14 protein-coding genes and 3 pseudogenes are annotated in these 14,711 nt (G+C 61.3%); 10 read left to right on the plus strand and 7 right to left on the minus strand.

Features of this window, described 5'->3' with window-relative positions:
• Positions 1-65 precede the first annotated feature (65 nt).
• Positions 66-820, plus strand: a protein-coding gene (locus tag AC5XE7_RS07750; RefSeq protein WP_495365543.1) for an IS5 family transposase whose coding sequence is annotated in 2 segments (ribosomal slippage) — positions 66-399 and positions 399-820 — 756 coding nt in all. Because the reading frame shifts where the segments join, the coding sequence is not laid out codon by codon here.
• Here the strand turns inward: AC5XE7_RS07750 and AC5XE7_RS07755 are convergent.
• The 4 genes and pseudogenes from AC5XE7_RS07755 to AC5XE7_RS07770 form a co-directional block, all read right to left on the minus strand.
• Positions 766-1,668 (minus strand): SRPBCC domain-containing protein, encoded by a 903-nt coding sequence (locus AC5XE7_RS07755; protein ID WP_495365544.1) that lies wholly within the window; start codon positions 1,666-1,668, stop codon positions 766-768. The two genes, AC5XE7_RS07750 and AC5XE7_RS07755, sit on opposite strands and share 55 nt — an antisense overlap.
• Positions 1,668-1,988: an ArsR/SmtB family transcription factor gene (locus tag AC5XE7_RS07760; RefSeq protein ID WP_495365545.1), complete on the minus strand. Its 321-nt coding sequence runs from the start codon at positions 1,986-1,988 to the stop codon at positions 1,668-1,670. The genes AC5XE7_RS07755 and AC5XE7_RS07760 overlap by 1 nt, the downstream gene beginning before the upstream one ends.
• Positions 1,989-2,221: 233 nt before the next feature.
• Positions 2,222-2,407 (minus strand): annotated as a pseudogene (locus tag AC5XE7_RS07765) (hypothetical protein); the annotation flags it as partial.
• Positions 2,406-2,861, minus strand: a pseudogene (locus AC5XE7_RS07770) (DUF932 domain-containing protein); the annotation flags it as partial. The pseudogenes AC5XE7_RS07770 and AC5XE7_RS07765, both read right to left, overlap by 2 nt.
• 266 nt (positions 2,862-3,127) lie before the next feature.
• Here AC5XE7_RS07770 and AC5XE7_RS07775 point away from each other — a divergent pair.
• The 3 genes and pseudogenes from AC5XE7_RS07775 to AC5XE7_RS07785 form a co-directional block, all read left to right on the plus strand.
• A complete protein-coding gene (locus AC5XE7_RS07775; RefSeq protein WP_495365546.1) occupies positions 3,128-3,733 on the plus strand; it encodes a type IV toxin-antitoxin system AbiEi family antitoxin domain-containing protein in 606 nt (201 codons plus the stop codon).
• Positions 3,734-3,869: 136 nt separating this feature from the next.
• The gene (locus tag AC5XE7_RS07780; RefSeq protein ID WP_495365547.1) at positions 3,870-4,256 is read left to right on the plus strand and encodes a helix-turn-helix domain-containing protein; all 387 of its coding nucleotides are present in this window, start codon (positions 3,870-3,872) and stop codon (positions 4,254-4,256) included.
• Positions 4,256-5,257 (plus strand): annotated as a pseudogene (locus AC5XE7_RS07785) (type II toxin-antitoxin system HipA family toxin); the annotation flags it as partial. The gene AC5XE7_RS07780 and the pseudogene AC5XE7_RS07785, both read left to right, overlap by 1 nt.
• Here AC5XE7_RS07785 and AC5XE7_RS07790 read toward each other — a convergent pair.
• The gene (locus AC5XE7_RS07790) at positions 5,245-5,391 is read right to left on the minus strand and encodes an ATP-binding cassette domain-containing protein (protein ID WP_495365864.1); all 147 of its coding nucleotides are present in this window, start codon (positions 5,389-5,391) and stop codon (positions 5,245-5,247) included. The pseudogene AC5XE7_RS07785 and the gene AC5XE7_RS07790 overlap by 13 nt on opposite strands.
• Before the next feature lie 574 nt (positions 5,392-5,965).
• Between AC5XE7_RS07790 and AC5XE7_RS07795 the strand changes: the two genes are divergently transcribed.
• The 4 genes from AC5XE7_RS07795 to AC5XE7_RS07810 are packed head-to-tail and all read left to right on the plus strand — an operon-like array spanning position 5,966 to position 8,797.
• A complete protein-coding gene (locus AC5XE7_RS07795; protein WP_495365548.1) occupies positions 5,966-6,490 on the plus strand; it encodes a hypothetical protein in 525 nt (174 codons plus the stop codon).
• Positions 6,491-6,520: 30 nt separating this feature from the next.
• The gene (locus AC5XE7_RS07800) at positions 6,521-7,288 is read left to right on the plus strand and encodes an ATP-binding cassette domain-containing protein (RefSeq protein WP_495365549.1); all 768 of its coding nucleotides are present in this window, start codon (positions 6,521-6,523) and stop codon (positions 7,286-7,288) included.
• On the plus strand, positions 7,281-7,973 hold the full coding sequence (locus tag AC5XE7_RS07805; RefSeq protein ID WP_495365550.1) for a methionine ABC transporter permease: 693 nt from the start codon (positions 7,281-7,283) through the stop codon (positions 7,971-7,973). Before AC5XE7_RS07800 ends, AC5XE7_RS07805 begins: the two co-directional genes overlap by 8 nt.
• Entirely contained in the window at positions 7,970-8,797 is an 828-nt protein-coding gene (locus tag AC5XE7_RS07810) for a MetQ/NlpA family ABC transporter substrate-binding protein (protein ID WP_495365551.1), read from the plus strand. Before AC5XE7_RS07805 ends, AC5XE7_RS07810 begins: the two co-directional genes overlap by 4 nt.
• 63 nt (positions 8,798-8,860) lie before the next feature.
• Here the strand turns inward: AC5XE7_RS07810 and lplAB are convergent, their stop codons facing one another.
• On the minus strand, positions 8,861-9,910 hold the full coding sequence (lplAB, locus tag AC5XE7_RS07815) for a lipoate-protein ligase LplAB (RefSeq protein WP_495365552.1): 1,050 nt from the start codon (positions 9,908-9,910) through the stop codon (positions 8,861-8,863).
• 271 nt (positions 9,911-10,181) lie between these two features.
• On the minus strand, positions 10,182-12,971 hold the full coding sequence (locus AC5XE7_RS07820) for a bifunctional aconitate hydratase 2/2-methylisocitrate dehydratase (protein ID WP_495365553.1): 2,790 nt from the start codon (positions 12,969-12,971) through the stop codon (positions 10,182-10,184).
• Between the two features lie 199 nt (positions 12,972-13,170).
• On the opposite strand from AC5XE7_RS07820, the gene AC5XE7_RS07825 reads away from it, so the two are divergent.
• Positions 13,171-13,614 carry a hypothetical protein gene (locus AC5XE7_RS07825; protein WP_495365554.1) on the plus strand — a complete coding sequence of 148 codons (444 nt, stop codon included), beginning with the start codon at positions 13,171-13,173 and terminating at the stop codon, positions 13,612-13,614.
• 183 nt (positions 13,615-13,797) lie between these two features.
• Positions 13,798-14,664, plus strand: a complete 867-nt coding sequence (locus AC5XE7_RS07830; protein ID WP_495365555.1) for a D-amino-acid transaminase — start codon at positions 13,798-13,800, stop codon at positions 14,662-14,664.
• Positions 14,665-14,711: the final 47 nt, after the last annotated feature.

Genomic DNA, 14,711 nt, shown 5'->3' on the forward strand with positions numbered 1-14,711 from the left:
CTAGGCTCAGGACCTATTAATTTGGTTTGATCTGTGATTCACGGTCTTTGCTGAAGGAGGCCGTGATGGGTGATTTGTTTCTGCTGAGCGAGTGCCAGATGGCGCGCATATCGCCGTACTTCCCGTTGTGGCACGGGGTTCCGAGAGTAGATGACCGGCGGGTTGTGAGCGGGATCGTCTACGTGATCCGCAACGGCTTGCAGTGGAAGGACGCGCCGAAGGATTACGGCCCGCACAAGACGCTCTACAACCGCTTCATCCGCTGGAGCCGATTGGGTGTCTTCGATCGCATCTTCGCCGGGCTGGCGGGCGAAGGGCCGAAGCCAGAGCGCATCATGATCGATGCGACACACCTGAAGGCCCACCGCACGGCGGCGAGCCTGCTCAAAAAGGGGATGTTCCCCGTCGTATCGGGCGAACCAAGGGCGGACTGAACTCCAAGCTTCACACTGTCTGCGACGGCGACGGCCGGCCGATCATCCTGCTATTGTCGGAAGGTCAGATGAGCGATCACAAGGGTGCCCGCCTCGTGCTCGATGCATTACCGACCGCGTCGCATCTGATCGCCGACCGAGGCTACGACAGCGCCTGGTTCCGCGCTGAACTCAAAGCCAGGGGCATCGAGCCGTGCATCCCATCGAGCCGCAGTCGCAAAGTCCCGTTCGATTACGACAAGACCCTCTACCGTCAGCGCCACAAGGTCGAGAACCTGTTCGCCAAGCTCAAGGACTGGCGCCGCATCGCCACACGCTACGACCGATGCGCTCACACCTTCTTCTCAGCGATATGCATCGCCGCAGCCGTCATCTTCTGGATCTGACCAATGAGTCCTGAGCCTAGAGCGCTCGCTGCGTCGAGCGTGATTGCACAAGCGCCAGAACCGCTGGTCAGGGCCGCGGAGCCGCCTGCTATCTCGATCAGCGCCGCGATGTCTTCGAGTTCGCGGGACGGATCGTACGGCTGAGGGTCACCGCTGGCGCCGCGGCCCCGCCGATCAAAACTGACCACGGTGAAGTGCTTAGAGAGGGCCTCGGCTAGGCCGGCGACGCCGGTGTGATCCTCCGCAACGTTACTGATTACGATGATGGCCGGGCCGGCCCCTATCTTCTCGTAGGCAATCGTGGTCCCGTCTGCGGACGTGATGGTCTTCATGGCAGTGTGTGCCTCCAATGTTCCAAGCAAGTGGCCGAGCCGGTCCAAGGCCTCCGCGTAGCCTTCGGCCATCCGCAACCGGACAGCTCGCCGCAATGCCTCTCCGTCCGGGAAGCTCGCGATTATCTCGACGCGGCATCCTGCGTCGGCGGCGGCAAAGGTGACCGAAGTCGGGAAGGAGCCGCTGCCGTCCGGCTGCCACGCCTCATCCGCGAAGGCGTCTTCGTAAGCCAGTTCAGCATTCGGGATGACACGCTCATAGATAGCGACGCCGCGGACCGGTTTCGCCGATCCGTCGACCGGGGCGAGCTGGAACCGCCAACGACCGCCAGGGCGAACGTCCATCTCGTATACAGTTGCGGCCCAGCCTGCCGGACCCCACCACTGTGTGATCGCCTCAGCATCGGTCCATGCCCACCACGCTCGGCTAACATTGGCGGCGTAGATGCGAATGATGCCGATGGTGTTACGTGCTCGGTCGATCACAACGCCGTCTTCGGAGAAGCGCTGAGCCATCACTGTTCCGTTCCTTCAAGGAAGGAGCCGAGGCGGTCCATCCGTTCGGACCACAGGCTGGCGAACTGCTGCGCCCAATCGCTGAGCTCGAGCATCGTGTCTGGTCGGAGCCGATAAATTCTACGCCTTGCGTGTCTCGCGGCCTCGACCACCTCTGCCTCCGCGAGCAGCCGCAGATGTCGAGATACCTGCGGCTGTCCCATAACAAGGGCATCGACAATGGCGCCGACGGAGCGTGGGCCATCTCTCAGTAATTCGACGATTTGGAAGCGGTTTGGCTCAGAAATCACCATCAACCGCTGCTGCACAGTGCTTGTCATAGCTAAACATACGCCAATATATATATGTCTGCAAGTGTATGTGTTTAGCTACAGCGGGCGGGCGGCAGCGCTGCTGGACGTACCGTCATTGTCGCAGTGGCTGCTCGGAGATGGCGGCTATGACGCCGTCCGCATCTGAGACGCCGCCTTGCTGGCGAGGGGTGACGGCTCGGAGTCAAGCAGCTTTAATCCCGGCGGAGTTGATCGGGCGTAGAGATGGCGCTTGAGCGGAGCTTGTCGGAAGCGCGCACCGTCGTCTCGGTCAGCATGCGCCGGATCTGATAGGGTTCCTTGATCGCGTCGCAGACCTGCTGCTGGCGAGCATGGTCGTCGGAAACCGTGAACGCCATGAGTTGCTCCGGCGTCATGTCATTCTCGGCGTAGACGTCGAGGAGCGCCTGAGAGACCGAGGCGAGCCTCCGGGCCGATGACGGCGCGCAGCTCGACGCGGCCGCTATCGGTTTCGAGCGTCTTGATCTGCTCCGCCCGATTGGACGTCAGGCCATATTGCAGGTTGATCGCGGCGAGCGGCGCCGGGAGCTGGCGCAGATAGGCGGCCGGCGCCCCGACTAGGCTGGCCAGTTGGCCGAAGCTCCAATTGGTGGGGGCGATGGGCGTATCCGTGCCTGGCAGAATGAGCGCAAATCGCTCTGCGTCGCTGCGGTTTGCCTCCACATGGATGAGCGCGCTTTCCACCACGCGCGTCCGGTCGCGAACGGAGTGCGCCAGTTCGGACAACGACAGATACCGCTCGTCTGCCGGCCGGGAAAACCACTTCGACGAAACACGGCCGATCCGCTCGCCGCGGCCGACATCGACCTTGTAACCGCCACTGTCGTCGCGGCGCGCATCGAGAACTGAAACCTGGGTCATGGGACCAATCTCCATGACGGGCGCCGGACACCTCTTCTCCAGCCCTCAACCCGTCACGGAAAATCCCTCCGCACTCTCACTCTCAGGGGGCGTTGCGGGGTCTCCCCGCAGAAGGGGTCGGCCGAGACCGTGGGCTCGGGCGCAGGGGAAGGCTTTCCCCCACCCGGTGCGAACGTACTCTGGTCCTTTCCTCGCCCTACGAAGAGTGATACAAATCCTCGGATAATAGGCTCTATGTTCCGAGTTTACGTATCGTGCTGCCATCCATGTCCCAACGCCAGATTGCCCATGCCGTGCTGACCGCGCGCGGAATTTCGCGCCTGGCAGAGCTGCGCGCGGCCGGTGTAACGGCTGCCACCATGAGCCGTATGGAACGCGACGGCGAGGTGCTTCGGCTCGCGCGAGGACTTTATCAACTTTCAGACGCGCCGCTCGACATTCACCACAGTCTCGCTGAGGTGACTAAACGGGTTCCGAAGGGCGTGGTCTGCCTCGTTTCGGCCCTGTCGTTCCACAGGCTGACCGATCAACTGCCGAGGAAGGTTTGGCTCGCCGTGGGTCAGAAGGACTGGTCCCCGAAATCTGGCGGCACACCCATTCGGCTGGTGCGTTTCACAGATCGTCTGCTTGCCGAAGAGGTTGAAACCCACCCTGTCGAGGGGGTGCCCGTGAAGGTCTTCGGCATCACAAAGACGATCGCCGATTGCTTCCGGTATCGGAATAAGATTGGCCTGTCCGTGGCAATGGAAGGCCTTCAGGAGGCGCTGCGCCAGCGCAAGACGACGCCGGGCGAGATTGCCAGGCAGGCTGAGCGAGGGGCGGTCGGCACGATCATGCGGCCCTATCTCGAGGCGCTGACCGCAAATGGCTAGGAAGATCAGGAACATGATTTTCCCCCAAGATGCCGAAACGAAACGCTCACGCTGCCGGGAGTACGGCTGGAAATCTTGATCCAGGCGTTAATTAGCCATATATGACTAATTCAAAGCTGTATTTCGTCAGATATGGATGGTTAATGTGGGTTCCCCTAAGGCAAAACCCGCACTGGAACGACTGGGCCAGGATATCCGCAACGCGCGTCTGCGACGTGGTATCGCTGTGGCGGATCTCGCCGTGCGCGCAGGAACCTCGCCGAGTTCCATCGCCCGCCTCGAACGGGGTGATCCCGGTGTCGCCATTGGAACGCTTGCCGACATTCTTGTTGTTCTGGGCCTTCTGGAACGGCTCGCTGACCTGATCGACATCCGCAAGGACGATCTGGGCCTGGCGCTGACGGCGGAGCACGGACTGCGGCGTGGCCGCTCATTCGCGGCAAGGCTGAAAAAGCAGAAGGCTCAGACGGACGAAGGGCAGGATCGACAGGACGTTGTCGACCCTGACGGGGCTTCCTTCTGATGGCAGATTTCATCGCCCATGTCGCGCTTGGCGAAGGCCGGGCATCGGTGGGGCAGTTGCGTTTCACCCATACCGGGCCACGGCAGTTCTCTACTTTCGCCTATGGTCCAGAATGGATCGAAAACCCGCGCGCCTTCGCCATACAGCCCGATTTCCCTCTTGAGGCCGGCCCGTTCCACACTTCGGGACAGCCCGGCAACATGCGTGACGCATTGGCCGGCGTTTTCGCCGATGCGGCTCCGGACAGTTGGGGACGCCGGCTCCTCGAACGTGCCTATGGCAATGGTCTCAACGAATTCGAATATCTGACGCTTTCCGACGATACCTGCCGGCAGGGCGCGTTGCGCTTTCTGGATGACAAGGGCGAGGTCATTCGCGGCAAGGCAGCGGACGCCGTTCCGCGTCTGGTCGATCTGGAAACCATCACGGCGATCGCGCGGGCCTATGAGCAAGGCAAGGAAATCTCGCCAGAGGAAATGCAGGCTCTGGCCGGCGCCGGCGGCTCCGGCGGTGCTCGCCCCAAAGCCAATGTCAGGGACGGCGATGCGCTGTGGCTGGCGAAGTTCACCTCGGTCCACGATCAGCAGCCGATCGAGCGCGTCGAGGTCGCGACGCTGCGCTTGGCGGCGGCCTGCGGTATCCGCACGCCCGAGGCACGGCTGGAACTGGCGGACACGCCGTTCCCGGTTGCGCTGATCCAGCGGTTCGACCGCCGTGGGGCCGCACGGATTCCCTATATTTCCGCGCGCACTGCACTCGGCAAGACAGGAGCGGAACTGGGGTCCTATATTGAGATCGTTGATTTCATGCGGGCTTACTCACCCGATCCCTCTGACGATTTCCGCGAACTCTATCGGCGTCTGATCTTCACGATCCTCGTGTGCAACAAAGACGATCACCTGAAGAACCACGGCTTCCTCTATGTGGGGGCGGGTCAGTGGCGCTTGTCGCCGGTATTCGACGTGAATCCGGCACCGGACCGCAACCCTCATCTTGAGACGGCGACCCGTGTATCGCCAACGACGATGGCGCCGCTGTCGAAGCCCGTCAGCGCATTCAGGCAGCGCAGCAAAGTGCTCTTGCCGGAACCGGAGGGCCCGATGATGCAGCGGACCTCTCCACTGCGGACATCCATCGAGACCTCATTGAGGACCTTTGCGCCACCATAGAATTTCGAAACAGAGCGAACGCGGATGAGCGTGGAGCCTTACCTCGCGCGCGCCGGCTGCACAGTTTGCGCTGCTGAAATCTATGGATTTAGTAGAGTATGCGGCTCGCACGGGTCGAGAACGTACGTCGCGTATGGACCGGCGCCGGAGGAATGGGATTTCAAAGATCGAGCCGGGATGAAAACGGCATTTGAACGGACAGTCTTATGACCACCATGGCTGCAGTTTGCACGGATGCTTTCGGTTTCTGACTTTCAGGCCCAAGGCATCAGGACAGAAAATCAGTGAGGCCGATGAGTCGGCCAGCGCCCATTTCAGAAGGTTTCCAAAGAACGAAGGCTTGAAAGAGGAGTAGCGTGAGGGTGGGGATCACTCCGGAAAACGTCTGGCCGTGCCTTTAAGGAGTATGGCCGCGCGCTGTTTCGGACTATAACCACTTTACCCAGCGCAGATGCCGGGCTTCGTGCCCGCAGGCGACAGCCGTCCGGATCGCAAGGTAAGGGAATATTATTCGCAATTGCACCGAAGCCGGAGCCAGCCATGCTGCGAGAAAAGGGCATCAGCTGTCATCATGATCCCAGCGATGCCGAATTGCTGCCTCTCGATGTCATCGGCTGCGATGCGTTTGAGCAGGCGCTTCTGCCGCTTTTGAGGGGACTTGTGGAAACGTGTCGTAATCCCGGGCGAGGTTCGTGGAATTTCGCCTACCGCGCCGCTGCAGCCCGCTGGGGGGTGCGAACAGGTCTTCCGCTGGCTTATGGCCTTGCCCATATTTCGGACGCGCTTTTGCGGGTGAAGGGCGACAGGCTTCAGACGCTGGACATGGCAGACACCGCTCATGCGGCCGAGGTGACCCGCGACGAGAGGCTGCTGCTCCTGCTCCTGCATCAGTTGCGCAGGAACCATGTCGAGGCAGGCAACGATTTCCTGCTCGATCTTACCGAAGGCGAGATGGATGAGGAACTGATGGCGCTCGCACTGGATTTCGGTCGCCGGCATTCCTGCGGGGCTCCCCGCGAGGTCCGGCACGATGGCAAGACCGGCCCGCATCTGCTTGTGGTCTGATGGATACAGCGCAAAGCCGAAGCGGTAACGATGCTGAACGATAATCCGGTCATCGAGGTTCACAACCTCACAAAGACGTTCCACGCCCCCGGCAAGGGCGGCCGGACTGCGGCGCTCTCAGACATCAGTTTCCGGGTGGGCCCTCGCGAAGTTCTCGGCGTCGTCGGCAAGAGCGGCGCGGGCAAGACGACGCTCCTGCGCGTGCTCAGCCTGCAGATGCCCCCCGACAGCGGCACCCTGAATTTCGGCGCCACCACAATTGAAGACAGCACCCCCAGGTCGGTCGTGCGCGATGTAACGCGAAGGACCTCCACCGTATTTCAGGGGTTCAGCCTGCTCTACAATCGCAGCGTTCTGGAAAATGTTGCCCTGCCTTTGAAGCTGCGGAAGGTGGGGCGCACGGAAGGCACGCAGAAGGCGCGTGAGATGCTGGATTTCGTCGGCCTCAAAGCGAAGGCAGAAGCTTATCCCATCACCCTCTCCGGCGGCGAGGCGCAGCGCGTGGCCATTGCCCGCGCTTTGGTCACGGATCCGCAGGTGCTGTTTCTGGACGAGCCGACCTCGGCCCTCGATGCTCAGACCAGCAGGGAAATACTGGACCTTCTGAAAAAGGCGCAGCGCAACTATTCCATGGCCATGATACTGGTGGCCCATCATCTGGACGTTGTTCGCTACATGTGCGACCGGGTGCTGCACCTTGAAGACGGTGCGGTCCGGCGCATGGGCCCGATCAGAAATTCCGTGGATTTCCGCGTCGATCCGATCGAGGCGCTGTGGGGCACGCCGCACGATGTTTGACTGGTTCACGCAGACCTGGACCCGGTTCGGCGGCCAGATCGCTACCGGGTTTGTCGAGACCTTCTACATGGTCGCGGTGTCCTTCGCGATCGCCGCGGTGCTTGGCACGGCAGCAGGGATATTCCTGTCGCTCAGTCAGCGCGGCGCCATCTGGGAAAGCCCGGTCCTTGCCGCTCCGCTGTCCGTCGCGGTCAACCTCATACGCTCGGTGCCGTTCATCCTGCTGCTGATCATTGTGGCCCCGCTGGCGCGGTTTCTGGTCGGAACGGCCTACGGAATCTACGCCTCGATGGTGTCGCTTACGATCGTAGGGGTTGCCGTCGTCACACGGCTGGTCGAGCAGGCTGTCGCAGACATCAATCCGCAGCTCTACCACACGGCGCACGCCCTCTCGGCGAACCGCTGGCAACTGATAACGGAATTCGTTCTCGTCGAAGCGCGCGCGGCGCTGATCCTGGGCTATACCTCCGCGATCATCAGCCTGATCGCCTATTCGACGGTGGTGGGGGTTATTGCCGGCGGCGGAATCGGCTATCTGGCTTTGCAGGAAGGTTTCTATATGTGGAACCAGCAGCTCATGTGGGTCATCATTCTCCTGATGACCCTGTTCGTGCAATTTATCCAGCTTTCAGGGTCCGCCCTCGCCAGAAAACTCGATGGAAAAGGGAAGGCCCGGAATTCATGAAAAACATAGCAAGACTAGCCGCAACCATGCTGGCTGCATTATCTCTGCTTACAGGCGCCGCGCAGGCGCAGGAGACGATCAGGCTGGGCGTGTCGTTCTTTCCGTTCCATTCGGCCGACGACACGAAACCGGACATTCTCACCGCCATCGCGCCGGAAATCGAGGCCGCGGGTTACAAGGTCGAGAAGACCGTTTTTCTCAATTACGCGGAGGCAAACCCTGCGCTGGCCAATGGCGAGATCGACGGAAATCTGATCCAGCACAAGCTCTACATGGACATATTCAACGACCGCACAGGCGCGAAGCTGGCGATCGCCCAGCCGGTCTATCACGCGACCTTTGCGCTCTATTCCGGGGCCTATTCCAGTCTGGACGCCATTCCCGACGGTGAGACGGTCTTCATTCCCAATGATGGCGTGAACACGGCCCGCGCCCTGCTGCTGCTGCAGAGCGCCGGTCTTGTCGAACTGGGCGAGGGCGCGATCTATGAAGCCTCACCTGCCGATATCACCGCCAATCCCCGGAACCTGAAATTCGTCCAGACGCCTCTTGCGGCCACTGCCGGCGCCTATGACGAGGCGGGGCGCAAGCTTGCGGTCATGTATCCGACCTTCGCCCGTTCGCTTGAACTCGAAGGCGATGCCGAGCGTCTTTATGTCGAAGAGCGCAACGGGATTACCGACGCTTACGCGATCAGCTTTGCGGTGAATGCAAGGGATCTGGACGACCCGAAGACAAAAGCTGTGGTGCAGGCGCTGCGCTCGGACGCGGCGGCCGAATTCCTGAAGCAGAACTACGGCTGGGCTTCGGTTCCGGCGCGGTAGCGTTTCGCCGCTTCGGATGAAACGCAGAAGCCGCCCGGGGCAGAGCCCTGTGCGGCTTTCATCTCAGGGCAGCTTGTAAAGCCATTCCTCAGTGCCGTATTTCGATTCAACCAGCGCCGCTGCCGCCTGATATTCGGCCTCGGTGATATCGCCCGCAACACCGCCGTTTAGCTCCACGAAGGTGTTTTTCATCGCGGCGATGACGTCGTCGCGCGACAGGCCGCTCTGGCTGCGCACTGGGTCGACGCGCTTGCCGGCACTTGCCGTTCCCTTGTCCGACAGCTTTTCGCGGCCGATCCGCAGCACCCGCATCATCTTGTCGGCGTCCATGTCATAGGCCATAGTCACATGGTGCAGCACGGTGGTGCTGCCAAAACGCTTCTGTGCGGCGCCGCCGATCTTGCCGTTCGGGCTGCTGATGTCGTTGAGCGGCTTATAGACGGCTTCGATGCCGATGGCGTTCAGGGCCTTCAGCACCCAGTTGTCGAGGAAGGCGTAGGAATCGGCAAAGCCCATGTCCGCCACAAGGTCCACGGGAGCGTAGAGCGAATAGGTGATCGCGGAGCCCGGCTCAACGAACATCGCACCGCCTCCCGTGGCGCGGCGCACGACCTCGACACCCAGTTCCTTCGCCGCCTCCAGATCGACCTCGTTCTTCAGCGACTGGAACGATCCGATGATGATGGCGGACCTCTCCCATGTCCAGAACCGCAGCGTCGGAGCCCGCCTGCCGCTGGCAACCTCACGCGCCAGAACCTCGTCCAGCGCCACATGCATGGCGGGTGTCACCGCCTTGGCGTCGATGATGTTCCACTCAAAATCCTGCCAGGTCTTGGCGATACCAAGGGCGCGGCGCACGGCGATGGCCACGGCTTCGGGCGTGAAGCCGAAGAGCTGCGCGCCTTCTGGCAGAGCCGCGCGGATCGCTGCTGCGATCTCCTGCACGGAAGCTGTTCCGGCAAGACCGACCAGCGCCTGAGAAAGGGCGCCGAGAGCCTCTTCCGGTTCAAGGAAGAAATCGCCGGATATCTGCGCCGATGCGATCCGCTCATGCGCCGTTTCGATGTCCGCGACGATCAGCTTGCCGCCGGGAACCTTGTACTCACCATGCATCTGCTACGCTTCCTGGAACCGGGTCTGAGAGAAACGGCTGAGACCGGCCGGGGTGACAGAGGCAGGTCGTGGCTGGCTTTTCCTCCGGATATAGTCCTGCGGCTGCCGATGCAACCATCGGCCGGTGCGAAGGTGACCGGCCGATGAATCCGCAAGGCACAAGGCCGACGAAGGGCGGAACCACAACCGTCAGCTTTTAAGGAACTTGCGCAGGCACCGGAAGCAGCCCGCCACGTCGGCAGGCTGCTTTGATGATCAACGAGACGGAATCCTAGAAATGGACCGACAGGGAATCGATCGGAGTGGTTTTCGGCGGCGCGAATTTCGTCAGGTCGATCCCCTCGACTGCGGTCCTGTATTCCTCGGCGCTCGGCGTGCGGCCAAGAATGGCGGAAAGCACCACGACCGGAGTGGAAGCCAGAAGCGACTCGCCCTTCTTCTCGGCGGTGTCCTCGACCACGCGCCCCTGAAACAGGCGCGTCGAGGTGGCAAGCACGGTATCGCCCTTCTCCGCCTTTTCCTGATTGCCCATGCACAGATTGCAGCCGGGGCGCTCCAGATAGAGGATGTTCTCGTATTCGGTGCGCGCCTGGCTCTTCGGCATCAGGTCGTCGAACTCGAAGCCGGAATAGCGCTGCAGGATTTCCCAGTCGCCTTCTTCCTTCAGCTCGTCGATGATGTTGTAGGTCGGGGCGGCGACAACCAGCGGCGCCCTGAACTCGACCTTGCCTTGGGCCTTCTCGATGTTCTTCAGCATCTGGGCGACGATCTTCATGTCTCCCTTGTGCACCATGCACGAGCCGACGAAGCCGAGATCGACCTTCTTGGTTCCGCCATAGTAGGAAATCGGGCGGATCGTGTCGTGCGTATAGCGTCGCGACACATCGGCATTGTTGACGTCGGGATCGGCGATCATGGGCTCGTCGATCAGGTCTAGATCGACGACGACCTCGGCGAAATATTTCGCATTCTCGTCGGGGGCGAGCGCCGGCTTTTCGCCGAGGCGGATCTCGGTGATGCGGGCATCGGCCTTGGCGATCAGGCCCTTGAGAGTCTGGGCGGCGTTGTCCATGCCCTTGTCGATCATGATCTGGATGCGCGACTTGGCGATCTCCAGCGACTCGATCAGCGTCTCGTCCTGACTGATGCAGATCGAGGCCTTGGCCTTCATTTCGGCGGTCCAGTCGGTGAAGGTGAAGGCCTGGTCTGCCAGCAGCGTGCCGATATGCACCTCGATGATGCGGCCCTGGAACACGTTGTCGCCGTGCTGCTTGAGCATCTGCGCCTGTGTTGCATGGACCACGTCGCGGAAGTCCATCCACGGCTTCATCCGGCCCGTGAACGTGACCTTGACCGATTGCGGGATCGGCATGGTCGCCTCGCCGGTGGCCAGCGCCAGCGCAACGGTGCCGGAGTCCGCGCCGAAGGCTACGCCCTTGGACATGCGGGTGTGGCTGTCGCCGCCGATGATGATGTCCCAGTCGTCCACGGTGATGTCGTTCAGCACCTTGTGGATGACGTCGGTCATCGAGTGATAGACGCCCTTGGGGTCACGCGCGGTGATGACGCCGAAATTGTTCATGAACGACATGAGCTTCGGGATGTTCACCTGCGCCTTCTTGTCCCAGACGGAAGCCGTGTGGCAGCCGGACTGATAGGCGCCGTCGACCAGCGGCGAAATGACGGTCGCCGCCATCGCCTCCAGCTCCTGCGCGGTCATCAGGCCGGTGGTGTCCTGCGATCCGACGATGTTGACCTTGACGCGCACATCCGAGCCGGCATGCAGAATCTTGCCGGGGGTGACCCCCACGGCGTTGCGGTTGAAGATCTTCTCCACCGCCGTCAGGCCCTGACCCTCGACGGAGATTTCCTTGTTGGGGGCGAACACCGGCGTCGGCTCGACCCCCAGCGTGGCGGCGGCGAAGGTCTGCAGCTTCTTGCCGAAGACGATGGCGTAGGAACTGCCGGCCTTCATGAACTCCATCTTCTGGGGCGTGAAGGCGGAGGCGACGTCGACGAGCTCGGTGCCGTCCTCATCGCGCAGCTTTCTGTTCTTCGTGTCGATCTTGAGGACAGTTCCCGTTTCGACCGAGAACTGCTGCTCCAGCACGGGGTTGCCGTCGTTGTTGAGGATCGGCTTGCCGTCCTCGCCGAGCTTCTTGGTCCAGTTCTTGAGGTTGATGCCGATGCCGCCGGTCACGTCGACCGTGGTCGCGAAAATCGGGGAGATACCGTTGGTGCCGGCCACGATCGGGGCGTAGTTGACGAAGGGCACATAGGGGCTGGCCTGCTTGCCGGTCCACAGCGCCACGTTGTTCACGCCCGACATGCGTGAGGAGCCGACGCCCATCGTGCCCTTCTCGGCGATCATCATCACGCGCTTGTCCGGGTGCTGCTTTTGCAGCGCGACGATTTCCTGCTGCGCTTCCGGCGAGATCATGCACTGGCCGTGCAGTTCGCGGTCCGAGCGCGAATGCGCCTGATTGCCGGGGGACAGAAGGTCGGTCGAGATGTCGCCTTCGGCGGCGATGAAGGTCACGACCTTGATCTCATCCTCGACATCGGGAAGCTTGGTGAAGAACTCGGCCTTCGCATAGCTTTCGAGGATGTCGGTGGCGACAGCATTGCTGGCCTTGAAGGCATCGCGCAGGCGGAACATGTCGGCGTCGTAAAGGAAGACCTGCGTCTTCAGCACGTCGCCGGCTTTGGCGGCGATGGTCGCGTCATCGCCGAGGGCGATGTCGAGCAGCACGGCAACCGAAGGCCCGCCCTTCATGTGGGAGAGCAGTTCGAGCGCGAAGTCGGGAGTGATCTCCGGCACGAGGGTTTCGCGAAGCACGATCTTCTTCAGGTAGGCCGCCTTGACGCCGGCCGCGCTGGTCGTGCCCGGCAGCGTGTTGTAGATGAAGAATTTCAGGGCGTCGTCCCGGTGCGGGTTCCCGCCATCCTCGATCAGGGCGATGATCTCGCTGGTGAGCGCACCGTCGTCGATCGGCTTGGGGGCCAGCCCCTGATCTTTCCGGTTGCTGATTTCGGCCAGATAATCCGCGTAGAGTTTCATCTCATCCCCAACGTCATGAACTGTGTGAAGCTGATGATCGGTCCCATTTACCGGGACCTCCAGTCAGCCCAAAAATCCGATGGCTTCCGAGTACGCCAACGCAAGCCTGCGGACAAGGTCTTCCGTGGGTTGAAAAATAGTACTTTGGATTCGGCTTCGGGCGGTTAGAAAGGGCCTGCATGGGTGTCGGACCGGAATTATGAAAGCCAGTGATTTTATCCCGCTCGGATTTTCCGATCTGACGGATGACGAGGCATTTGTCGTCTCGGTTTTCCGGCACTGGCAATCTTGCGGCGCGACTTGCACAGAGGCAGAGAGCAGCCTGAGCCAACTGTTGAAAAATGACCGCTTGTACAATGGTCTGCGGTTGCTGTTCGACCTTTTCGGAACGCTTCCCGACCAGCACAGACGAACAACGAAAAATGACAGTGCCGTTTTGACTTCGGTTGAGGAAGCGTTGCTTGACGAGATCGGCTCGACCGATGCCATGGGAAAGCGATGCGTCGAAGATTTCCGGCAGCTTCTGGCAGAAGCAGGCACGACAATTCGTCCCGCGCCGAAAATCCCCCGATCCGGCTATGACTGCCTTGTCGAGACGATCGACCGAAAAGCGGCGAAAGTTTACGAAGCGCTCTACTCCTGATCTCGTGCCGCGCGATTGGCGATGACGCGGCTTGTTCTCTCCTGCATGGGAACTGAGCGGCCCTCCGATATCATTTTTGGCATCGCGAGTTGCAGAAACGGAATTGGCCTTTTCGCGCGGCGATTGTCATCACTCGACCATGCGCCCATGTGGTGGCGCGGCAGTTCTCAGGGAGCATCCGTGATGGCCTATGTCTATTGTGATCAGCGTTTCGTGCCTGAAGACGAAGCCAGGATCAGCATATTTGACCGCGGGCTGCTGTTCGCTGACGCGATCTATGAAGTCACCGCTGTCATCGGCGGGCGCATGATCGACAATGAGCTGCACCTGCAGCGTCTCAGCCGTTCGCTGGGAGAGATCGGCATTCCGCTGCCCATGCCGCTGGAAGACATCGAAGCCATCCAGAACGAGCTTATTTCGCGCAACGCGCTGGATGAGGGAACCATTTACATGCAGGTGTCGCGGGGCGTGGCAAAGCGCGACTTCCTTTACGCCGATGATCTGAAGCCCAATCTGTTTGCCTTTACCTCCGCACGCAAGCTGACCGGAACGAAAGCGCAGACCGATGGTATTGCTGTCATGCTCGCTCCCGATCCGCGCTGGGTACGCCGCGACATCAAGACCGTGATGCTGCTCGGACAGGTCATGGTCAAGCAGGCGGCGCGCGCGGAAGGTTATGATGATGTGTGGCTGGTCGAGGACGGGCTGATCACCGAAGGCGCATCGGCCAGCGCCTTCATCATCACGCATGACGGCACTGTCGTCACCCGTCCGAACTCGCAGGCGATTTTGCCGGGCTGCACGCGCCGCGCGGTCCTGCGTCTTTGCGAGGAACAGAATATCCGGATGGAGGAGCGCGCATTCTCCCCCGATGAGGCATATGGCGCGGCGGAGGCTTTTCTGACTTCGGCGTCGAGCTTCGTGACGCCGGTGGTGAGGATCGGCGAGAAGCTGGTGGGGGAGGGCAGCCCCGGTCCATTGACACGGCGTCTCCAGAAAATCTACGTCGATATTGCGCTGGACGACAGCGGTCAGGTCGCGCGTGCCTGAGCCGGATCTGCCGCGCATTTGTCAGGCGCGGCATTGGGGATGGTCAC

The organism is Aquamicrobium sp. YD-1-mutant5 (assembly GCF_059509755.1).